The organism is Pseudomonas petrae (genome assembly GCF_021728295.1).
Taxonomy (GTDB): Bacteria; Pseudomonadota; Gammaproteobacteria; order Pseudomonadales; family Pseudomonadaceae; genus Aquipseudomonas; species Aquipseudomonas petrae.
In genome coordinates this window covers 49,184-69,998 of record NZ_JAKJXE010000011.1, presented here as the reverse complement: position 1 = coordinate 69,998, position 20,815 = coordinate 49,184, and the positions used below count along the sequence as shown (strand labels likewise).

The 20,815-nt window shown below is 61.9% G+C and carries 16 protein-coding genes; 8 read left to right on the top strand and 8 right to left on the bottom strand.

Translation table 11 applies throughout. The features are described from left to right. Positions 1 to 93 precede the first annotated feature (93 nt). Both ilvA and L4G42_RS19120 read left to right on the top strand, forming a co-directional pair. The gene (gene ilvA / locus L4G42_RS19125; protein ID WP_237253279.1) at positions 94 to 1,608 is read left to right on the top strand and encodes a threonine ammonia-lyase, biosynthetic; all 1,515 of its coding nucleotides are present in this window, start codon (positions 94 to 96) and stop codon (positions 1,606 to 1,608) included. 255 nt (positions 1,609 to 1,863) lie between these two features. Beyond that, positions 1,864 to 2,292, top strand: a complete 429-nt coding sequence (locus L4G42_RS19120) for a DUF2269 family protein (protein ID WP_237253278.1) — start codon at positions 1,864 to 1,866, stop codon at positions 2,290 to 2,292. A 128-nt stretch (positions 2,293 to 2,420) separates the two neighbouring features. Here the strand turns inward: L4G42_RS19120 and L4G42_RS19115 are convergent, their stop codons facing one another. Further along, on the bottom strand, positions 2,421 to 3,077 hold the full coding sequence (locus L4G42_RS19115) for a histidinol-phosphatase (RefSeq protein ID WP_237259201.1): 657 nt from the start codon (positions 3,075 to 3,077) through the stop codon (positions 2,421 to 2,423). Between the two features lie 166 nt (positions 3,078 to 3,243). On the opposite strand from L4G42_RS19115, the gene L4G42_RS19110 reads away from it, so the two are divergent. Both L4G42_RS19110 and ptsP read left to right on the top strand, forming a co-directional pair. Continuing rightward, positions 3,244 to 3,723, top strand: a complete 480-nt coding sequence (locus L4G42_RS19110; protein WP_062379340.1) for an RNA pyrophosphohydrolase — start codon at positions 3,244 to 3,246, stop codon at positions 3,721 to 3,723. Between the two features lie 21 nt (positions 3,724 to 3,744). Further along, on the top strand, positions 3,745 to 6,024 hold the full coding sequence (gene ptsP, locus L4G42_RS19105; RefSeq protein WP_237253276.1) for a phosphoenolpyruvate--protein phosphotransferase: 2,280 nt from the start codon (positions 3,745 to 3,747) through the stop codon (positions 6,022 to 6,024). Between the two features lie 133 nt (positions 6,025 to 6,157). On the opposite strand, the gene L4G42_RS19100 is transcribed toward ptsP, so the two are convergent. Beyond that, the gene (locus tag L4G42_RS19100; protein ID WP_237253275.1) at positions 6,158 to 6,916 is read right to left on the bottom strand and encodes an NRDE family protein; all 759 of its coding nucleotides are present in this window, start codon (positions 6,914 to 6,916) and stop codon (positions 6,158 to 6,160) included. 266 nt (positions 6,917 to 7,182) lie between these two features. On the opposite strand from L4G42_RS19100, the gene lgt reads away from it, so the two are divergent. The 3 genes from lgt to L4G42_RS19085 all read left to right on the top strand — a co-directional run bounded on the left by lgt (position 7,183) and on the right by L4G42_RS19085 (position 10,535). Next, the gene (lgt, locus tag L4G42_RS19095) at positions 7,183 to 7,995 is read left to right on the top strand and encodes a prolipoprotein diacylglyceryl transferase (protein WP_237261030.1); all 813 of its coding nucleotides are present in this window, start codon (positions 7,183 to 7,185) and stop codon (positions 7,993 to 7,995) included. 73 nt (positions 7,996 to 8,068) lie between these two features. Continuing rightward, positions 8,069 to 8,902, top strand: coding sequence for a thymidylate synthase (locus L4G42_RS19090; protein WP_074889717.1), 834 nt, complete (start codon positions 8,069 to 8,071; stop codon positions 8,900 to 8,902). Positions 8,903 to 9,086: 184 nt separating this feature from the next. Then, entirely contained in the window at positions 9,087 to 10,535 is a 1,449-nt protein-coding gene (locus L4G42_RS19085) for a catalase (protein ID WP_237253273.1), read from the top strand. Positions 10,536 to 10,862: 327 nt separating this feature from the next. Here L4G42_RS19085 and cadR read toward each other — a convergent pair whose 3' ends face one another. Beyond that, positions 10,863 to 11,321, bottom strand: coding sequence for a Cd(II)/Pb(II)-responsive transcriptional regulator (cadR, locus tag L4G42_RS19080; RefSeq protein WP_122533975.1), 459 nt, complete (start codon positions 11,319 to 11,321; stop codon positions 10,863 to 10,865). A gap of 83 nt (positions 11,322 to 11,404) precedes the next feature. On the opposite strand from cadR, the gene L4G42_RS19075 reads away from it, so the two are divergent. Beyond that, the gene (locus L4G42_RS19075; RefSeq protein WP_237261028.1) at positions 11,405 to 13,744 is read left to right on the top strand and encodes a heavy metal translocating P-type ATPase; all 2,340 of its coding nucleotides are present in this window, start codon (positions 11,405 to 11,407) and stop codon (positions 13,742 to 13,744) included. A gap of 198 nt (positions 13,745 to 13,942) precedes the next feature. On the opposite strand, the gene hutG is transcribed toward L4G42_RS19075, so the two are convergent. From hutG to hutH (L4G42_RS19050), 5 genes are all read right to left on the bottom strand, one after another. After that, positions 13,943 to 14,746 (bottom strand): N-formylglutamate deformylase, encoded by an 804-nt coding sequence (hutG, locus tag L4G42_RS19070; RefSeq protein WP_237253271.1) that lies wholly within the window; start codon positions 14,744 to 14,746, stop codon positions 13,943 to 13,945. Between the two features lie 13 nt (positions 14,747 to 14,759). After that, positions 14,760 to 15,965 (bottom strand): imidazolonepropionase, encoded by a 1,206-nt coding sequence (gene hutI, locus L4G42_RS19065; RefSeq protein WP_237253270.1) that lies wholly within the window; start codon positions 15,963 to 15,965, stop codon positions 14,760 to 14,762. 57 nt (positions 15,966 to 16,022) lie between these two features. Next, positions 16,023 to 17,417 carry an amino acid permease gene (locus L4G42_RS19060; RefSeq protein WP_237253269.1) on the bottom strand — a complete coding sequence of 465 codons (1,395 nt, stop codon included), beginning with the start codon at positions 17,415 to 17,417 and terminating at the stop codon, positions 16,023 to 16,025. Between the two features lie 199 nt (positions 17,418 to 17,616). Further along, positions 17,617 to 19,167: a histidine ammonia-lyase gene (hutH, locus tag L4G42_RS19055; RefSeq protein WP_419789388.1), complete on the bottom strand. Its 1,551-nt coding sequence runs from the start codon at positions 19,165 to 19,167 to the stop codon at positions 17,617 to 17,619. Next, the gene (gene hutH / locus L4G42_RS19050) at positions 19,164 to 20,813 is read right to left on the bottom strand and encodes a histidine ammonia-lyase (protein ID WP_237253268.1); all 1,650 of its coding nucleotides are present in this window, start codon (positions 20,811 to 20,813) and stop codon (positions 19,164 to 19,166) included. The genes hutH (L4G42_RS19055) and hutH (L4G42_RS19050) overlap by 4 nt, the downstream gene beginning before the upstream one ends. Positions 20,814 to 20,815: the final 2 nt, after the last annotated feature.

Genomic DNA, 20,815 nt, shown 5'->3' with positions numbered 1-20,815 from the left:
TGCCGTCGTCAAAGCCTGAGTCTTGATGTGGTCGTGCGCCGGGGCGAGGGGTAGACTTCCGGGTCTTGCCCCTTCGCCAGCGATTCTTCCCCGATGCTCGAGCACTACGTCAAAAAGATCCTCACCTCCCGCGTTTATGACGTCGCCGTGGAAACCCCGCTGCACGCTGCTCGGCGACTGTCCGAGCGCCTGGGCAACAACGTGCTGCTCAAGCGCGAAGACTTGCAGCCGGTGTTCTCCTTCAAGATCCGCGGCGCGTACAACAAGCTGGCGCAGCTAAGCCCGGAAGAACTGGCGCGGGGCGTGGTGACAGCCTCGGCGGGCAATCATGCCCAAGGCCTGGCGCTGGCGGCGAAGACGCTGGGCGTGTCGGCGACCATCGTGATGCCGAAGACCACCCCCGAGATCAAGGTCGAAGGCGTGCGCTCCCGGGGCGGAAAAGTCGTACTGCATGGCGACTCTTTTCCCGAAGCGCTGGCGTATTCGCTGAAGCTGGTTGAGGAACACGGCTACGTCTACGTCCACCCTTACGACGACCCTGACACCATTGCCGGGCAAGGCACGGTGGCGATGGAAATCCTGCGTCAGCATCAGGGCCCGCTGGACGCGATATTTGTCCCAGTCGGTGGCGGCGGGCTGATCGCCGGCATTGCGGCGTACGTGAAATACCTGCGCCCGGATATCAAGGTCATCGGCGTCGAGCCGGACGATTCCAACTGCCTGCAACAGGCCATGGCTTACGGCGAGCGCGTGGTGTTGCAGCAAGTAGGGCTGTTCGCCGATGGCGTGGCGGTGGCGCAGATCGGGCAGTACACCTTCGAGATCTGCAAGGATTACGTCGACGAGGTGATCACCGTCAGCACCGATGAAATCTGCGCGGCAATCAAGGACATCTACGACGACACCCGCTCGATCACCGAGCCATCCGGCGCCCTGGGCGTGGCCGGGATCAAGAAGTACACCGAACAGTACGAAGTCACCGGGCAGACGTTTGTCGCCATCGATTCTGGCGCCAACGTCAATTTCGACCGCCTGCGCCACGTCGCCGAACGCGCTGAGCTGGGCGAAGGCCGCGAGGCGATCATTGCCGTGACCATTCCGGAACAGCCGGGCAGCTTCAAAGCCTTCTGCGAGGCCATCGGCAAACGGCAGATCACCGAATTCAATTACCGCTACCACACCGACCGCGAGGCACACATCTTCGTCGGCGTGCAGACCCACCCCGACACAGACCCGCGCAAAGCCCTGATCGAGAGCCTGACGGAGCAGGGTTTTCCGGTGCTCGACCTGACCGACAACGAGCTGGCCAAGCTGCACCTGCGGCACATGGTCGGTGGGCATTCTGAGCGGGTCAGCGATGAGGTGGTGCTGCGGTTTGAGTTTCCGGAGCGTCCGGGTGCGCTGTTCAACTTCCTCAACAAGCTGGGCGGGAAATGGAATATTTCGATGTTCCACTACCGCAACCATGGCGCGGCAGACGGGCGTGTGGTGGCAGGCCTGGTGGTGCCGGAGGATGAACGGCATCTGGTGCCGCAGGCGTTGGCAGAGATTGGGTACCCGTATTGGGATGAAACCAAGAACCCGGCGTACAAGCTTTTTTTGGGGTGAGCTCCGAAGACTGACACTGCTGACTTCAGCGGTTCATGCCCGGACCTGTAGGAGCGCGGCTTGCCCCGCGATCTGCCGGGAACCTGCAGCAACCCGGTGCATGCGGTCTCCGAACTGAAACAGCAAGGTCGCCCATGGGCTGCCGCTTCGCGACAGATCGCGGGGCAAGCCACGCGCCTACAGGATCAACAGCGGCGGCAACACGCAGCCGGCTGCTAATCTTCAAACACCGCCAGCCACAGGGACACGAACACAATGGAACACTTCGCTGCACTGAAAATTCTGCACGTCGTCAGCACGGTGCTGCTCTTCATCTGCGCGCTGGGGCTGATCGTGTGGATCGTGCGCGGCCGTCGGGCGGGCGATACGACGGTGCAAAATCGCGCGATGCAGCGGCCGTGGGCATTCGCCTGGGTGCTGATGGGCGTGTGCCTGCTGACCCTGCCGATCAGCGGTTGGTGGCTGGTCCACTACGCCGGCTGGCCACTGGGACAGACCTGGCTGCTGGCGGCGAGTGTGCTGTATCTCTTCGGCGCCTTTAGCTGGGCCTGGCTGGCGGTGCGGGTCAACCGTCTGCGCCGGCCGCTCATCGTCGGCAACTCCCGCTTCACCCTGGCGCTGGCTATCTTCAGCGTCGTCTGCTTCGTGGCGATTGCCGGTCTGATGGGTGCCAAACCGGTTTGAACCTCATTTCCCAGTGACACCAGAGGCAGACCATGGATTGGGCTTGCCTGATCCATTTTTTCGCGGGCAAGCGCGCTCCTACAGAGGCTGCGGTGACTTGTAGAAATGAGCTTACCCGCGAAGGGTTTTCAGTCGCGCAGTGAAATCACCGGCCAGCCGCGACGGGTGGCCTCGGCGCGCAGCTTTTCATCAGGATCGACCGCGACCGGATTAGCCACCTGCTCCAGCAGCGGTAAATCGTTCATCGAATCGCTGTAGAACCAGCTGTCGTCCAGGTTGAAGCCGTTCTCTTCGATCCAGCGATTCAGGCGGGTCACCTTGCCCTCGCGGAAGCACGGCACATCAGTGGTGCGCCCGGTGTAGCGGCCATCGACGATTTCGCACTCGGTCGCCAGCAACGTGTCGATGCCCAGCCGGGCCACGATCGGCGCCGTGACGAAACGGTTGGTCGCCGTGATCACCACCAGCTTGTCGCCAGCGTCGCGGTGTTTGGCGATGAGGGCCAAGGCCTTCGGCAAGATCAACGGCTCGATGCAGTCGCGCATGAATTCCCGATGCCATTCGTCGAGCTGCGCCGTGTCAGTGCGGCCCAGAATCTCCAGGCTGAAATTCAGGTAGTCGGTCAGGTTCAGCGTGCCGGCCAGATAGTCCTGATAGAAAGCATCGTTGCGTGCCTTGTAGGCAGCGCCGTCCAGGATGCCGCGCTCGCACAGGTAATCGCCCCAGGCGTGGTCGCTGTCGCCGCCGAGAAGGGTGTTGTCGAGGTCGAACAGGGCCAGGCGCATGGGCTTTACTCGCTGAAATATCAGAAAAAAGAGCACAAGAATACGAGGTTTGCCCGAGAGATCGCATCTATTAATGCAGTTGTCACGATAAGCTGTCCCAGCCTCGTTGCTGCCTTCACGATCTTTGTGGAACAATGCGCCGACATGCGTTTGCGAGGTTGTAGCCGTGATCGACCCCGATGGTTTTCGCCCTAATGTCGGGATAATTCTGACAAATGATGCTGGCCAGGTCTTATGGGCTCGGCGCATCAATCAAGATGCCTGGCAGTTTCCGCAGGGGGGTATCAACCCTCAGGAGACGCCGGAAGACGCGCTTTACCGTGAATTGAATGAAGAAGTCGGGCTGGAACGGCATGATGTTGAAATTCTTGCCTGCACCCGGGGTTGGTTGCGCTATCGTCTGCCGCAACGATTGGTCCGTACCCACAGCCAGCCGCTGTGCATCGGCCAGAAGCAAAAATGGTTTCTCCTGCGCCTGATCTCCAACGAGCAGCGGGTGCGGATGGATTTGACCGGCAAACCGGAGTTCGATGGCTGGCGTTGGGTCAGTTATTGGTACCCGTTGGGCCAGGTGGTGACATTCAAGCGCGAGGTATATCGCCGCGCACTCAAAGAGCTTGCCCCGCGCCTGTTGGCGCGCGACTGACACGGAGTTCGACCCCGAGCCATGCTCAATACGCTGCGCAAGATCGTCCAGGAAGTTAACTCCGCCAAGGATCTCAAGGCGGCGTTGGGCATTATTGTGTTGCGCGTAAAAGAGGCCATGAGCAGCCAGGTGTGCTCGGTCTATCTGCTCGACACCGAAACGAACCGCTTCGTGCTGATGGCCACCGAAGGCCTGAACAAGCGCTCCATCGGCAAAGTCAGCATGGCCCCGAACGAGGGGCTCGTGGGTCTGGTCGGTACGCGTGAAGAACCGCTTAACCTCGAAAACGCCGCTGATCACCCCCGCTATCGCTACTTTGCTGAAACCGGCGAAGAGCGCTACGCGTCCTTCCTCGGTGCGCCGATCATCCACCACCGCAGGGTTGTGGGCGTATTGGTCATCCAGCAAAAGGAGCGCCGTCAGTTCGACGAGGGCGAAGAAGCCTTCCTTGTGACGATGAGCGCGCAGCTCGCGGGCGTTATCGCTCACGCAGAGGCTACTGGCTCCATTCGAGGGCTGGGCCGGCAGGGCAAGGGCATTCAGGAAGCCCGCTTCGTCGGTGTGCCAGGCTCGCCGGGTGCAGCCGTCGGTACCGCGCTGGTCATGTTGCCGCCGGCCGACCTCGAAGTCGTCCCCGACAAAACTGTCTCTGATATCACCGCTGAACTTAAACTGTTCCAGACTGCGCTTGAAGGCGTGCGCAACGACATGCGCACGCTTTCGGCGAAGTTGGCGACGCAATTGCGTCCTGAAGAGCGCGCGTTGTTCGATGTTTACTTGATGATGCTCGACGATGCGTCGCTGGGCAGTGAAGTCACCAACGTCATCAAGACCGGCCAGTGGGCCCAGGGCGCATTGCGCTCGGTGGTCAACGAGCACGTTAAACGCTTCGAGCTGATGGACGACGCCTACCTGCGTGAGCGCGCATCGGACGTTAAAGACCTCGGTCGCCGCCTGCTCGCGTACCTTCAGGAAGCGCGTCAGCAAACACTGGTCTATCCCGACAACACCATTCTGGTCAGCGAAGAGCTGTCGCCTGCCATGCTCGGCGAGGTGCCGGAAGGCAAGTTGGTGGGGCTGATTTCGGTACTCGGCTCGGGTAACTCCCACGTCGCCATTCTGGCCCGCGCCATGGGAATTCCCACGGTCATGGGCGTGGTGGACCTGCCGTACTCGAAAGTCGACGGTATCCAGCTGATCGTCGACGGCTACCACGGCGAGGTCTTCACCAACCCGTCAGAGATTTTGATCAAACAGTATTCCGTCGTGGTCGAGGAGGAGCGTCAGCTCTCCCAAGGCCTCGATGCGCTGCGCGAATTGCCCTGCGTGACCCTCGACGGCCACCGCATGCCGCTGTGGGTCAACACCGGGCTGCTGGCGGACGTGGCCCGCGCGCAACAGCGGGGCGCGGAAGGCGTTGGCCTGTACCGCACCGAAGTGCCGTTCATGATTCAGCAGCGGTTCCCGAGCGAAAAGGAACAGCTCGCCATTTACCGCGAGCAATTGGCGGCGTTTCACCCGTTACCGGTGACGATGCGAACGCTGGACATCGGCGGCGACAAGTCGCTGTCGTACTTCCCGATCAAGGAAGACAACCCGTTCCTCGGCTGGCGCGGCATTCGCGTGACGCTGGATCACCCGGAAATCTTCCTGGTGCAGACCCGCGCCATGCTCAAGGCCAGCGAAGGCCTGAACAACCTGCGGATCCTGCTGCCGATGATCTCCGGCACCCACGAAACCGAAGAGGCGCTGCACCTGATCCACCGGGCGTGGGGCGAAGTGCGCGATGAAGGCACGGACGTGCCGATGCCGCCGGTGGGCGTGATGATTGAAGTGCCGGCAGCGGTCTATCAGACCCGTGAGCTGGCGCGTCAGGTGGATTTCCTGTCTGTCGGTTCCAACGACTTGACCCAGTATCTGCTGGCGGTCGACCGTAACAACCCGCGCGTGGCGGATTTGTACGACTACTTGCACCCGGCCGTGCTCCAGGCCTTGCAGAGCGTGGTGCGCGATGCCCACGCCGAAGGCAAGCCGGTGAGCATCTGCGGCGAAATGGCCGGTGATCCTGCGGCGGCGGTGCTGCTGATGGCGATGGGTTTCGACAGCCTGTCGATGAACGCGACCAACTTGCCGAAAGTGAAGTGGATGCTGCGTCAGATCAACCTGAGCATGGCCAAGGACCTGTTGGCCCAACTGATGAAGAACGACAACCCGCAAGTGATCAGCAGCTCGTTGCAGCTGGCGCTGAGGAATCTGGGCCTGTCGCGGATGATCAATCCGGGGTCTGTGAAAGGGCATTGACGGCTGGCGCTGCGCTGCTCTTAGTGGGACCGGCTTTAGCCGGGAAGAGGCCGGCTTGAACACCCTAAGATGTTGGGTGTGACACAAGACGCTTTCCCGGCTAAAGCCGGTCCCACTAAAACCCTGATGCAGGCTAAACCTGCAGGTCCACCTCTCCCAATCTCCCGCCATACGGCCCAAAGCTGCGCTCGATCAGGCGCCGGCTGCCGTCTGCATTAACCAGCAACACCGTGCTCGCCCGCGTGCCGTAATTGGGACTGGCGATGAACACGCTCGACAGCAATTTCTCCGTCGCCAGCCCAACGCCGGTGTTCGGCAGTTCGGCATCAGGCGCAGGCGCGTGATCGATGAGAAAGCCAAACAGCGCTTCGGGATCAGGATTGTGCAGTTGTTCGGACAGGGCGGCTTTGGCTTTCACCAGCTTCGGCCACGGCGTGTCGAGTCCGGCGTTGGACACTCCGTAAACGCCTGCTTCCAGGCGGCGGGGTGTCGGGTCGTTCGCATTGAGGAAGTGCAACTGCTGACGATCACCCAACAGCAAATTGAACCCCCCGTACTCCTCCGATCGCGCAGCAATTTCACGCAAATAGTCGTCAATCGATACATCGTGGGGTGACTCTTTGCTCAAGAAGCCAGCAACCAGTTCGCCCCGTGAGCGGCGGCCAGGCGTTTTACCCGGCTCGCGGATATTGGTGAGAGCAGCAAAACGTCCATCAGCATTAACCCCCAGCCACGTCCCGCCCGCCTCAAGATCGCGCCCGGCGTAAATCTGTGGCGCGTCTTCCCACTGTGCCAGCGGCAGAGTAGGGCGCGCGTAGAACTCGTCACGATTGGCCGCCAGAACCAGCGGCTGAGGGTGCGACGGCCGCCAGGCGAAGACGATAAGGCACATGGATGACTCCTTTTTGCGCCACTTTACCCACCCCGCACGCCGACATCCATCGCACGCGGCTAGAGCGGATCGGCGCGGTCCGGTAACATGCCGCACTGTTTTTGAGAGATGTCCGCGTCAGGCGTGGCGACATCGTCGGTGTGCGGGTTTAGCAACGCGGTCGCTCTTGCACCAGATTTCATCATTATTGGGTGGCACTACCTGCTGCCGCCGCCGCATAGTTCCGCTTCGTCGCTCAATGAGCGCTTCTATTTCAAGGAGTCGCAATGCTGCCTTACCCGCAGATTGACCCGGTAGCCGTGGCCATCGGTCCGCTGCAAATTCACTGGTACGGCCTGATGTATCTGGTCGGTATCGGCAGTGCCTGGTACCTGGCATCCCGTCGCCTGAATCGCTTTGACCCGACGTGGACCAAAGAAAAGCTCTCGGACATGATTTTCTGGGTCGCCATGGGCGTCATCGTCGGTGGGCGTCTCGGCTACGTGCTGTTCTACGATCTGCCCAACTACATCGCCAACCCGCTGCTGATCTTTGAAGTGTGGAAGGGCGGCATGGCGTTCCACGGCGGCATCATCGGCGTGATGATCGCGACGTACTGGTTCGGCAAGCGCAACGGCAAGTCGTTCTTCCAGCTCATGGACTTCATCGCGCCCATGGTGCCGATTGGTCTGGGTGCCGGGCGCATCGGTAACTTCATCAACGCCGAACTGTGGGGCAAACCGACTGATCTGCCCTGGGCCATGGTGTTCCCGCCCTACAGCGATCCTGCGCAACTGCCGCGCCATCCGTCACAGCTCTACCAGTTCGCGCTGGAAGGCGTGGCACTGTTCGTCATTCTCTATTTGTTCTCCCGCAAGCCGCGTCCGACCATGGCCGTTTCCGGCATGTTCGCGCTGTTCTACGGCATCTTCCGCTTCGTGGTGGAGTTCGTCCGCGTGCCGGACGCCCAGCTGGGTTATCTGGCCTGGGGCTGGGTCACCATGGGGCAGATCCTCAGCCTGCCGATGATCATTGGCGGCCTGGTGCTGATCTGGCTTGCCTACCATCGCGCGCCCGCTGCCAACAACGCTGCGGCGTGACGCGCCGGGCACATTTGCTGAACGCCGGGCCTGATGGGTGCGGCGGATCCACCGAAACAGAGGGCCTCTGGTCATGAAGCAATACCTTGAACTGCTGCAGGACGTCATCAACAACGGAACCCGCAAGGGCGACCGCACCGGGACTGGCACCACTGCCGTGTTCGGTCGGCAGATTCGCCACAACCTGGCCGATGGCTTCCCGCTGCTGACCACCAAGAAGCTGCACTTCAAGAGCATCGCCAACGAGCTGATCTGGATGCTCAGCGGCAACACCAACACCAAATGGCTCAACGAAAACGGCGTAACCATCTGGGATGAGTGGGCCACCGAAGACGGCGACCTCGGCCCGGTGTATGGCGCCCAGTGGACCGGCTGGCCGACCAAGGATGGCGGCAAGATCAACCAGATCGATTACATGGTCGACTGCCTGAAGAACAACCCCAACAGCCGGCGCATCCTGTTCCACGGCTGGAACACCGAGTACCTGCCGGACGAAAAGCTGTCGCCGCAGGAGAACGTCAAGGCCGGGCGCCAGGCCCTTGCAGTGTGCCATCTGCTGTATCAGGCCTTCGTTGCCGACGGCAAGCTGTCGATGCAGCTGTACATTCGCAGTTCGGACGTCTTCCTCGGCCTGCCGTACAATATCGCCGCGTTGGCGCTGCTGACCCACATGCTGGCTCAGCAATGCGACCTGATCCCCCACGAGATCATCGTGAGCCTGGGCGACACTCACGCTTACTCCAATCATGAAGAGCAAATCGCGACGCAGCTGACCCGCACGCCGCGACAGCTGCCGCAGCTGAACATCAAGCGTCGCCCGGAGAGCATCTACGACTACCGATTCGAAGATTTCGAAATCGTGGGTTATGACGCCGATCCGAGCATCAAGGCGCCGGTAGCGGTGTGACCTCCACTGCGCTCATGAGTGGAGGCTATTGATCAATCGGTAACCGATTGAAAACCTCTATCCGCCCAGTGCGCAGTGACAATGAGCTTAAACGCGTCGATTTCCCTATCGTTCTCCCCATCGGACAGACAAAGGGCGGCCTCAGCAGGGGTTGCCCGCCAGTACCCTTTGTGGAGAAGCACGCATGAGCAACAAACTGACGACCGCTTTCGGCGCCCCCGTAGTCGACAACCAGAATATCCAGACCGCCGGCCCCCACGGCCCCGCGCTGCTGCAGGATGTCTGGTTCCTCGAGAAGCTCGCCCATTTCGATCGTGAAGTTATCCCGGAGCGTCGCATGCACGCCAAGGGTTCCGGCGCGTTTGGCACCTTCACCGTCACTCACGACATCACCCGCTACACCCGCGCAAAAATCTTTTCTGAAATTGGCAAAACCACCGAGATGTTCGCCCGCTTCTCCACCGTTGCCGGTGAGCGCGGCGCAGCAGATGCCGAGCGCGACATTCGCGGTTTCTCGTTCAAGTTCTACACCGAGGAAGGCAATTGGGACATGGTTGGCAATAACACGCCGGTGTTCTTCCTGCGCGACCCGATGAAGTTTCCTGACCTGAACCACGCCGTCAAACGCGACCCACGCACCGGCATGCGCAGTGCCGAAAACAACTGGGACTTCTGGACTCAACTGCCGGAAGCGCTGCACCAGGTGACTGTCGTGATGAGCGAGCGCGGCATTCCCCGCAGCTACCGCGAAATGCACGGGTTTGGCAGCCACACCTACAGCTTTCTCAGCGCGCAGCACGAGCGGTTCTGGGTGAAATTCCACTTTGTCTCGCAGCAAGGCATCGCCAACCTGACCGACGCCGAAGCGCAGGACCTGGTCGGCCGTGACCGTGAGTCCCATCACCGTGACCTGTACGAAAACATCGAGCAGGGCAACTTCCCGCGCTGGAAGCTGTTCGTGCAGATCATGCCGGAGAAGGAGGCGGGCTCGTACCCCATCAACCCGTTCGACCTGACCAAGGTCTGGCCGAAGGGCGACTACCCGCTGATCGAAGTGGGCGTTGTTGAGCTGAACCGTAATCCGGAGAACAACTTTGCGGACGTTGAGCAGGCGGCATTTGCGCCTTCCAACGTGGTGCCGGGCATCAGCTTCTCGCCGGACAAAATGCTGCAGGGTCGTCTGTTCTCATACGGCGATGCCCAGCGCTACCGTTTGAGCGTCAACCACCACCAGATCCCGGTGAACTCGCCACGGGCGGCGCTGCACGTGAACAGCTACCACCGCGACGGCCTGATGCGCATCGACGGTAATCGTGGCGGCATGACTTCTTATGAGCCGAACACCAAAGGCGCGTTTCAGGAACAGCCGGACTTCAGAGAGCCGCCGTTGTCGATCGAAGGCGCGGCCGCTCACTGGAACCACCGCGTGGATGGCGACTACTACTCGCAGCCAGGCAACCTGTTCCGCCTGATGAACGACCGGGAGAAACAGTCGCTGTTCGACAACACCGCCCGCTCGTTGCGCGGCGTGTCGGCACCGATTATTCAGCTGCACATCGAACACTGCTCGATGGCTGATCCTGAGTACGGGATTGGGGTCGCGGCTGCGGTTGAGCGTATCCACAACGCTTGAAGGTGCGTGCACCGGCCTCTTCCCGGCTAAAGCCGGTCCCACTAAAGCATTCGCGTGCGTCCAATGGGTCCGGCTGAAACGCCGACTTGTGGGACCGGCTTTAGCCGGGAAGGCGTCGGATGCCACACCGCGAAAGTGATGTTGCCCCCAATGGCCTCTTCCCGGCTAAAGCCGGTCCCACTAAAGCATTCGCGTGCATTCAATGGGACCGGCTGGAACGCCGACTTGTGGGACCGGCTTTAGCCGGGAAGGCGTCGGATGCCACACCGCGAAAGTGATGTTGCTCCCAATGTCCGCTTCCCGGCTAAAGCCGGTCCCACTAACCAGTCAATGCCCGTGGCTGCGGCCTACGTGGGAGTGTTCGACGTCCGCTGCCACGACGCTGCCGCTGATTTCAAGCCGATCCAGAATCCCGCAGTGATCCGGCGCACCTTCGCTGCAGCGTTGGCGCAGGTCGACCAGTTGCTCCTGCAGCGCTTGCAGGCTCGCGACCCGGGCGTTCACGTGCTGGATGTGTTCGTCAATCAGCGCGTTGACGTTCTCGCACTGGTCCCGCGGACTGTCGCGCAGCGCCAGCAGGCTGCGGATCTCGTCCAGCGTCATGTCCAGGCTGCGGCAGTTGCGGATGAAGGTTAGGCGCTCGACGTGCTCCTGGGTGTAGAGCCGATAGTTGCCGTCACTGCGTGCAGGCTCACTGAGCAGGCCCTCGCGCTCGTAGTACCGAATGGTTTCCACCGGGCAATCCGTGAGTTTTGCCAGTTCGCCGATTTTAAATGAAGGGTTCATGCGCAAGATCTCGATAGGATGCTTGACCCTATAGTGGCTACAGGGTGTTCACTTGGCAACACGCACACTTAGAGACTCAATCCATGAGTGACTCTGTACACAAATCTTCCCCTCGCAATCCTGCTCACATCGCGCCCGACCATGCCGGGCACGAGCACGCTGCTCATGACCATTCCGCCCATGACCACGCTGATCACGATCACGCCGGTCATGACCGCGGGCAAGCCAAACTCACGCCCGTGCACAAACACGACCATGCTGCCCACGCGTGCTGCTCCCACGACAGCGCACCCGCCGTCGTGACCATCGATGGCGCGTCAGGCGCTGAGGGTCAACTCAGCAGCTTCCGCATCGAAGCCATGGACTGCCCCACCGAGCAGACGCTGATCCAGAACAAGCTCGGCAAGATGAAGGGTATTCAGAAGCTTGAATTCAATCTGATCAATCGCGTGCTGGGTGTCTGGCACGAGCTACCGTCCACCGACCCCATCCGCGACGCCATTGGCGCGCTGGGCATGCAGGCGGACCTGATCGAAGAGGGCGCTGACAAGGAAACCGCGTCGCTGCCGCCCGCCAACAAACCGTGGTGGCCGTTGGCGCTGTCGGGTGTCGCTGCATTGACGGCGGAAGTCATCCATTTCACCAACGCCGCGCCCACCTGGGTAGTCGCCATCGTTGCGCTGGTCGCCATTTTCAGCGGCGGCCTGACCACCTACAAAAAGGGCTGGATCGCCCTGAAAAACTTCAACCTGAACATCAATGCGCTGATGAGCATCGCTGTCACCGGCGCGGTGCTGATCGGGCAGTGGCCAGAAGCGGCGATGGTGATGTTTCTGTTCACCGTCGCCGAGCTGATCGAAGCCAAATCCCTGGACCGTGCGCGCAATGCCATTGGCGGCCTTATGCAGCTGACGCCGGAAACCGCGACGGTGCAGCAGAACGGCGAGTGGCTTGAGATTGAGGTCAAGAATATTGAGTTGGGCAGCGTCGTTCGGGTGAAACCGGGTGAGCGCATCGGGCTGGACGGTGAAGTGGTTTCCGGCCAGTCGAGCATCGATCAGGCGCCGATCACGGGCGAAAGCCTGCCGGTCGAGAAAACCGTGGGCGACAAGGTCTTTGCCGGCACGATCAATCAGGCCGGTTCGCTGGAATACAAAGTGACCGCCGCCGCCAACAACTCGACGCTGGCGCGGATCATCCATGCCGTCGAGGCGGCCCAGGGTGCGCGCGCGCCGACTCAGCGTTTCGTTGACAGCTTTTCAAAGATCTACACGCCCGCCGTGTTCGCGCTGGCTCTGGCGATCGCGATCATCCCCCCGCTGTTCATGGGCGCGGTGTGGTTTGACTGGATCTACCGCGCGCTCGTGCTGCTGGTGGTTGCGTGCCCGTGTGCGCTCGTGATTTCGACGCCGGTGACGATTGTCAGCGGTCTGGCAGCGGCGGCGCGCAAAGGCATCCTGATCAAGGGCGGCGTGTACCTGGAAATGGGGCACAAGCTCGATTACCTGGCGCTCGACAAGACCGGCACCATCACCCACGGCAAGCCGGTGCAGACTGATTACGTGTTGCTCGATACGTCATTGGGCGAGCAAGCGCTGGCGATCTCGGCGAGCCTGGCCGGTCGCTCGGATCACCCGGTGTCTCAAGCGATTGCCAAGGCTGCGCAGGACGGCACCCGGCTGCCGGTCGAGGCGTTCGAAGCCCTCGCAGGGCTTGGCGTGAAAGGCGAGGTGCAAGGGCGTTTGTATCACTTGGGCAACCATCGTCTGGTGCATGACGCCGGGTATTGCTCGCCGGGACTGGAAGCGCAACTTGAAGCGCTGGAAAGCCAGGGCAAAACCGTGGTGCTGCTGTTCGACGCTTCCGGCCCGCTGGCGTTGTTTGCGGTCGCCGACACGGTGAAGGACAGCAGCCGCGAGGCCATCGAGCAACTGCATGCGCTGGGCGTGAAGACGATGATGCTGACGGGCGACAACCCGCACACCGCCAAGGCCATCGCCGCTCAGGTGGGCATCGATCAGGCCCAGGGCAATCTGATGCCGACCGACAAGCTGCAAGCCATTGAAGCCCTGTACGCGCAAAACCATCGGGTGGGCATGGTCGGGGATGGCATCAATGATGCGCCGGCGCTGGCCCGGGCGGAGATCGGTTTTGCCATGGCGGCGGCGGGCACGGACACTGCCATCGAAACCGCCGACGTGGCGCTGATGGACGATGATCTGCGCAAGATTCCGACCTTCATTCGCCTGTCGCGGGACACGGCAGCGGTGCTCAAGCAGAACATGGCGCTGGCGCTGGTGATCAAGCTGATCTTTCTGGCGGTGACCTTCGCTGGCATGGCCACCATGTGGATGGCGGTGTTCGCCGACATGGGCGTGAGTTTGCTGGTGGTGTTCAACGGGTTGCGGTTGTTGAAAAAGTAACGCTGATGATCAGGAGACTGATGGTGCTCAGACAGGCCTCTTCCCGACTAAAGCCGGTCCCACTAACGCCGCGTGCGCATCCAGTGGGACCGGCTTTAGCCGGGAAGGCGTCAGGTGCAATGCCGCAAAATTGATGGTGCTCAAACTGGCCTCTTCCCGGCTGAAGCCGGTCCCACCAAGAGAGTCATCAACCCGGGGCTACTTCCCGTACTTCTCCCGCCCCCAGGCGATCATCTCTTCCAGCAGACCTTTCAACACCACCTGCGTCGGCTCGGCCAGATCGGGACGGTAGTGGAACGGCACGAACTCGTCCATGTACGTGCTCTGCGCCAGTTCCAGTTGTACCGCGTGGATATGGTTGGACGGGTCGCCGTAGTGGCGGGTGATGTGGCCGCCCTTGAAACGGCCGTTGAGCACATGGCTGTAGTTCTTCGCCGCAGCGCAGGCGGTGTCCAGACGCTGGGCCAGCGCTTCATCACAGCTCGCACCATTGAACGTGCCGAGGTTGAAGTCCGGCAGCCGCCCGTCGAACAAGTGCGGGATGTGTCCACGAATGGAATGCGCATCGAACAGCAGCGCATATCCGAACTCGGCGCGCAGGCGTTCAAGCTCGTTGCGCAGGGTATCGTGGTACGGCGTCCAGATTTTCTCCAGATAGGTTGCGCGTTCTTCCTTGCTGGGCGACAAACCTTCCTTGAACAACGGGTCGCCTTCGAACAACGTCGACGGGAACAGCCCGGTGGTCGCGCCGGCGTACAGCGGCGTGTCGTCGGAGGGGCGATTGAGGTCGATGACGAAGCGCGAATATTCCGCCGAGAGCACGCTGGCGCCGAGGTCAGACGCAAAGTCATACAGACGCGGAATGTGCCAGTCGGTGTCCGGCAGGCTCACGGCCTCGTCCACCAGACCGTCACGCACGGCGGGCGTCAGGTGCAGTCCCGGGTGCGGCATGCTGATCAGCAGCGGCACGCGACCGCGAGTGAAACTCAGAACCTTGTCCACAGTATTCCCCTGATTAGAGAGTGCGTTCCACGCCATGACGCACGACGCGTTTGTCCAGATCGCCGCCCAGCCAGTAGGCGAGGTCGGCAGGCCGTTCGATGTGCCAGGCGACGAAATCCGCCGTTTTGCCCACCTCCAGCGAACCATGGGTCTCGGCCAGGCCCAGCGCCTGTGCTGCGTGGATAGTTGCGCCGGCCAGGGCTTCTTCCGGGGTCATGCGGAACAGCGTGCAGGCCATGTTGAGCATCAGCCGCAGCGACAAGCCCGGGGATGTGCCCGGGTTGAGGTCGGTGGAAATGGCGATCTTCACCCCGTGTTTGCGCAGGGCATCCATCGGTGGCAACTGAGTCTCGCGCAGGAAATAAAATGCCCCCGGCAGCAACACCGCGACCGTGCCTGAGGCCGCCATCGCGATGGCGTCTTCTTCGGTCATGAATTCCAGATGGTCAGCCGACAATGCCTGATAACGCGCCGCCAGACTCGAGCCGTGCAGCGAAGACAACTGCTCGGCGTGCAGCTTGACCGGCAGGCCCAGCTGGCCGGCAGTGATGAACACCCGCTCGACCTGCGCTGGCGAGAACGCCAGGTATTCGCAGAAGGCGTCGACGGCATCCACCAGGTTTTCCGCCGCCAGCGCCGGCAGCATCTCGCTGCAGATGTGGGCGATGTAGTCGTCGGCGCGGTCTTTGTATTCCGGCGGCAAGGCGTGGGCAGCGAGGCAGGTGCTGCGCACGGTGACCGGCAGGTTTTCACCCAGTTGGCGAATCACCCGCAGGATCTTGCGTTCGCTGGCGAGGTCCAGGCCGTAACCGGATTTCATCTCGATCGTGGTCACGCCGTCCCTGAGCAGGTGCAGCAGACGACGTTCAGCGCTGGCGTAGAGTTCTTCTTCACTGGCGGCCCGGGTGGCGCGGACGGTGCTGGCAATACCGCCGCCCGCTGCGGCGATTTCCGCGTAGCTGACGCCCTGCAAGCGCTGTTCGAACTCACCGCTGCGGTTACCGCCGAACACCGTGTGCGTGTGGCAATCGATCAGGCCAGGCATCAACCACGCGCCGTTCAGGTCGACGCGCTTGATGTCGCCCTGGTCCGGCAACTCTTGGAGAGGACCGATCCAGACGATCTGCGCTGCATCGGTCACGATGGCGGCGTCCTCGATGATCGAGTACGTGCCGTTCGCCATGGTTGCTGCGTGACAGTGGTGCCAGAGCGTTTTCATCAGTACCTCCAGAGAACAAATAGAGCCTGCTTCAGACACGGACCGCAGGGTTTTGCGTCAGCTATTTGATGTGGCCTTTATCAGGTTTTGCTTCGGCTTGACCCAGATCCAGTAAGCAACCACCAGCAAACCAATCCATGCCGCCCCCACCACCAGCGCGGCCTGGCTGTCCGGGAAATAACCCAGCACGCCGAACACGAACACCATGAACAACGTGGCAACAATCGGCGCAACGGGCCAGAACGGCACCGGGAATTTCAGCTGGGCAACTTCTTCTGCGCTCATCGAGCGGCGCATGGCGATCTGCGTGACCAGAATCATCAGCCAGACCCAGACCGTCGCGAAGGTCGCGATCGAGGCGATCAGCAGGAACACGTTTTCCGGAATCAGGTAATTCAGCACGACGCCGCAGAGCAGCGCGACGCCCATCACCAGCACGGTCATCCACGGCACGCCCTGGGCGGACAACTGAGCAAAACCCTTGGGCGCCTGACCCTGTTTCGCCAAGCTGTACATCATGCGTCCGGCGCCGAAGATGTCGCTGTTGATTGCCGAAACAGCTGCGGTGATGACCACGATGTTGAGGACGGTCGCCGCAGAGGAAATCCCCAAGTGATCGAAGATCTGGACGAACGGGCTGCCCTGGTTGCCGATCTGCTGCCACGGATACAGCGACATCAGGACGAACAGCGTGAGCACGTAAAACAGCAGAATCCGAAGCGGGACTGCATTGATCGCGCGCGGAATAACGCGCTCCGGGTTGCGCGCTTCACCGGCGGTGATGCCGATGATTTCGATGCCGCCGAAGGCAAACATGACCACCGCCAGCGAGGCCACGAGACCACCGATGCCGTTGGGCATGAAGCCGCCGTAGGCCCACAGATTGCTCACGCTGCTGACGCCGCCGCCCGAGTCCGAGCCGATGCCAAACAGCATGATGCCGAAGCCTGCGAGGATCATCGCGATGATCGCGCCGACCTTGAGCAGCGACAGCCAGAACTCCGTTTCACCGAAAACTTTGACGCTGCACAGGTTGAGCGCGCCGATCAGAAAAACGATGCCGAGCACCCAGATCCAGCGTGGCACCTCTGGAAACCAGAAGCCCATGTAGATACCGAACGCAGTGACATCGGCCAGGCAGACGATGACCATCTCGAACGCATAGGTCCAGCCGAGGACAAACCCTGCGAGCGGACCCAGATACGTGGTGGCGTACTCGCCGAACGAGCCGGACACCGGGTTGCGCACGGCCATCTCGCCGAGGGCGCGCATGACCATGTAAACCGCAGCGCCGGCGATGATGTACACCAGCAGCACGGCGGGACCGGCCAGTTTGATAGCCGACGCGGAACCGTAGAACAACCCGGTGCCAATGGCCGAGCCCAGCGCCATGAAGCGAATGTGGCGAGCGCTGAGCCCGCGTTTCAGATCTGTAGCGTTTTGCGATGTCATTTCACACGTTCCTAGTCTTACTTTTTGCTGCGAAACGAGAGCTGCGCACGTCCTTGTAGGAGCGCGCTTGCCCGCGAATTCGGTGTGTCAGTCGGCACATCCATAGCTGACACACTGCAATCGCGGGCAAGCGCGCTCCTACAAAATCATTGCGCGTACATTCTCATTTCAACGACAGGCCATCCCTGGCCTGTCCCGATCAGAAGCTCGGCAGCAGGTCAGCAGAAACCAGGTCGCTCAGGCAGTTGGAAGCCAGCAGCTCGATGGCGGCCTCGATATCAGGGGCGAAGAAGCGGTCTTTCTCGTAGAACGGGACTTTGCCGCGCAGCGTGGTGCGGGCGATTTCCAGTTTTTCGGAGGTCTTCAGACCGTTGCGCAAGTCCAGACCCTGACACGCAGCCAGCCATTCTACAGCCAGCACGCCGCGAGTGTTCTCCGCCATTTCCCACAACCGCTTGCCGGCGGCAGGCGCCATCGACACGTGGTCTTCCTGGTTGGCGGACGTCGGCAGGCTGTCGACGCTGTGCGGGTGGGACAGGGCCTTGTTTTCACTGGCCAGCGCCGCTGCTGTCACCTGGGCGATCATGAAACCGGAGTTCACGCCGCCGTTGGCCACCAGGAACGGCGGCAGCTGCGACATGTGCTTGTCCATCATCAGCGAAATGCGGCGTTCACTGAGGGAGCCGATTTCAGCGATGGCCAGGGCGATGTTGTCGGCGGCCATGGCAACCGGTTCGGCGTGAAAGTTACCGCCGGAAATCACCTCGCCTTCGGCCGCGAACACCAGCGGGTTGTCCGACACCGCGTTTGATTCGACGGCCAGCACTTCGGCGGCCTGACGCAGTTGTGTCAGGCAGGCGCCCATGACCTGTGGCTGGCAGCGCAAGGAGTAGGGGTCCTGAACCTTGTCGCAGTCGCGGTGGGAGTCGGAGAGCTGACTGCCGTCGCCGAGCAGATCGCGATAGGCCGCAGCTGAATCGATCTGGCCGCGCTGACCGCGGGCCGCATGAATACGTGCGTCAAACGGTGCGCGTGAGCCGAGCACCGCCTCAACGGTCAGCGCGCCACAGCTCAAGGCACCGGCGAACAGGTCCTCGGTTTCGAACAGGCCGCGCAACGCGTACGCCGTCGACACTTGCGTGCCGTTAAGCAGCGCCAGGCCTTCTTTGGCCGCCAGCGTCAGCGGCGTTAGCCCGGCAATCGCCAGCGCTTCCACAGCATTCAGCCATTCGCCCTTGTAGCGCGCCTTGCCTTCGCCCAGCAGCACCAGCGACATGTGCGCCAATGGCGCGAGATCGCCGGAGGCGCCGACCGAACCCTTGAGCGGGATGTGCGGATAGACTTCAGCGTTGATCAGCGCGATCAGCGCGTCGATGACCTGACGGCGAATCCCGGAGAAGCCCCGGCTCAGGCTGTTGACCTTGAGCACCATGATCAGGCGCACCAGATCATCGCTGATCGGCCCGCCAACGCCCGCGGCGTGAGACAGCACCAGCGAGCGCTGCAGGTTTTCCAGGTCGGCGCTGGCAATGCGCGTCGAGGCCAGCAGGCCGAAACCGGTGTTGATGCCGTAGGCGGTGCGGTTTTCGGCGAGGATCTGCTCGACGCAGGCCACGCTGTCTTCGATCTGCCGATTGGCGCTGGCGTCGAGTGTCAGCGACACGGGTTGCTGATAGATCGCGCGCAGCTGGGCGAGGCTCAACTGGCCGGGGATCAGATTCAGCGGGGTCGCCTGTTGGGTGTGGGTCACGATGCTGCTACTCCTGAATGGGTATCGGTCGTCTGCGCTGAACCGGCTCCTGCCTGTCCCGCGCGGGGGGCGCCTGCGCGGCGACCGTTGTTGTCGGTGTCGGTGTGAGCGTCTGCCGCGTAATCGCGGCAGCGCTGGAATACGGTTTCCAATGACTCTTCGTTCTTGAGCAGGGTCACGCTGCTGGCGATGTCCGGGGCCAGCCAGCGGTCTTCGTCGTAGGCCGGCACGCGCTCGCGCAACAGACGCCACGCCGCTTCGGTACCGACGCCAAAACGCGGGCCCTTGAAAAATTCGAACGCCTGGCCGGCCAGCAAATACTCGATGGCGAGGATCTGCGTCACGTTCTCCAGCACCTTGTGCAGCTTCAAGGCGGCGCTGGTGCCCATGCTCAGATGATCCTCCTGCAGGCCGGACGTCACGTAGTTATCAATGACCGCCGGTTGTGCCAACTGGCGGTTTTCCGCGCACAGCGAGGCGGCGACGTATTGGGTGATCATCATCCCGGAATTGACCCCCGGCTGGCTGACCAGAAACGCCGGAAGCCCGCTGACCGTCGGATTGATCAGCCGGTCCAGCCGTCGCTCGGCAATCGAGCCCAGTTCGGCCATGGCAATCGCCAGCAGATCAGCCGCCATCGCCACGGATTGGCCGTGAGGGTTGGCCTGGGAAACCACGCGATACGCGTCAGGCGTGCCGAGCAGCAGCGGGTTGTCGGTGGCTGAGTTGAGCTCGATTTCGATCTGCCGCGTGGCGTGGGCCAACTGGTCCCGCGTGGCGCCATGCACCTGCGGGATAGAGCGGATGCTCAAGGCGTCTTGAGTGCGGATGCCCTGACTGTTGGCGAGCACCTCGCTGCCAGCGAGCAGGCCGCGCAGGTTTTTGCCGACCTGCTGCATGCCGGGATGTGGCTTGAGCGCGATGATGGTTTCGTCGAAGGCGTCGAGCTGGCCGCGAAGGCCCTCAAAGGTCATGGCGGCGATCACGTCGGCCCACTGCATCAGGCGATTGACGTCGGCGACGGCCAGGCAGCTCAGGCCGGTCATGCACGGCGTGCCGTTGACCAGACACAAACCGTCTTTGGCCCCCAGTTCCACCGGCGACAGGCCCTCTTCGCTGAGCGCCTGCAACGCCGACATCACTTGTCCGCGATAACTGACCTGACCCACGCCGAGCAGCGCGACGCCGATGTGCGCCATGTGCGTGAGGTAACCCACCGAGCCCTGGGACGGCACTTGCGGGGTGATGCGTCGATTGAGCAGGGTGAGCAAGGCCTCGACCACCTGACGGTGAATCCCGGACTTGCCCTGGCTGTAGTTGATGATCGCGGCACAGGTGATCGCGCGGGTCTGCTCGTCCGGCAACGCCGGGCCAACGCCGCAGGCATGGCTGAGCAGGGTGTTGCGCGACAGTCGGCCAAGCTGCTCGTCGGCCAGCGACACATTGCACAGCGCGCCCAGGCCGGTGTTCACGCCATAGGCGCGTTCGCCGCTGGCAACGATGCGCTGCACGATCGTCTGGGCATTGTCGATGCGCGCCCACGCGCTTTCCGACAACGACAGCGTCGCGCCATAGCGGGCAACGGCGGTCACGTCCCGCCAACTGAGCGGGCCTTCGCCGATGATGATCTGTTCTGCTCGCGACATGA

Bases quoted from the DNA above. Each gene is read 5' to 3' on its own strand.
- L4G42_RS19085 (WP_237253273.1), top strand. From the start codon at position 9,087: ATGAGCAACAAACTGACGACCGCTTTCGGCGCCCCCGTAGTCGACAAC.
- L4G42_RS19075 (WP_237261028.1), top strand. From the start codon at position 11,405: ATGAGTGACTCTGTACACAAATCTTCCCCTCGCAATCCTGCTCACATC.
- L4G42_RS19115 (WP_237259201.1), bottom strand. From the start codon at position 3,077: ATGCGCCTGGCCCTGTTCGACCTCGACAACACCCTTCTCGGCGGCGAC.
- ilvA (WP_237253279.1), top strand. From the start codon at position 94: ATGCTCGAGCACTACGTCAAAAAGATCCTCACCTCCCGCGTTTATGAC.
- L4G42_RS19120 (WP_237253278.1), top strand. From the start codon at position 1,864: ATGGAACACTTCGCTGCACTGAAAATTCTGCACGTCGTCAGCACGGTG.
- ptsP (WP_237253276.1), top strand. From the start codon at position 3,745: ATGCTCAATACGCTGCGCAAGATCGTCCAGGAAGTTAACTCCGCCAAG.
- L4G42_RS19090 (WP_074889717.1), top strand. From the start codon at position 8,069: ATGAAGCAATACCTTGAACTGCTGCAGGACGTCATCAACAACGGAACC.
- cadR (WP_122533975.1), bottom strand. From the start codon at position 11,321: ATGAACCCTTCATTTAAAATCGGCGAACTGGCAAAACTCACGGATTGC.
- hutI (WP_237253270.1), bottom strand. From the start codon at position 15,965: ATGAAAACGCTCTGGCACCACTGTCACGCAGCAACCATGGCGAACGGC.
- hutH (WP_237253268.1), bottom strand. From the start codon at position 20,813: ATGTCGCGAGCAGAACAGATCATCATCGGCGAAGGCCCGCTCAGTTGG.
- L4G42_RS19060 (WP_237253269.1), bottom strand. From the start codon at position 17,417: ATGACATCGCAAAACGCTACAGATCTGAAACGCGGGCTCAGCGCTCGC.
- L4G42_RS19100 (WP_237253275.1), bottom strand. From the start codon at position 6,916: ATGTGCCTTATCGTCTTCGCCTGGCGGCCGTCGCACCCTCAGCCGCTG.
- lgt (WP_237261030.1), top strand. From the start codon at position 7,183: ATGCTGCCTTACCCGCAGATTGACCCGGTAGCCGTGGCCATCGGTCCG.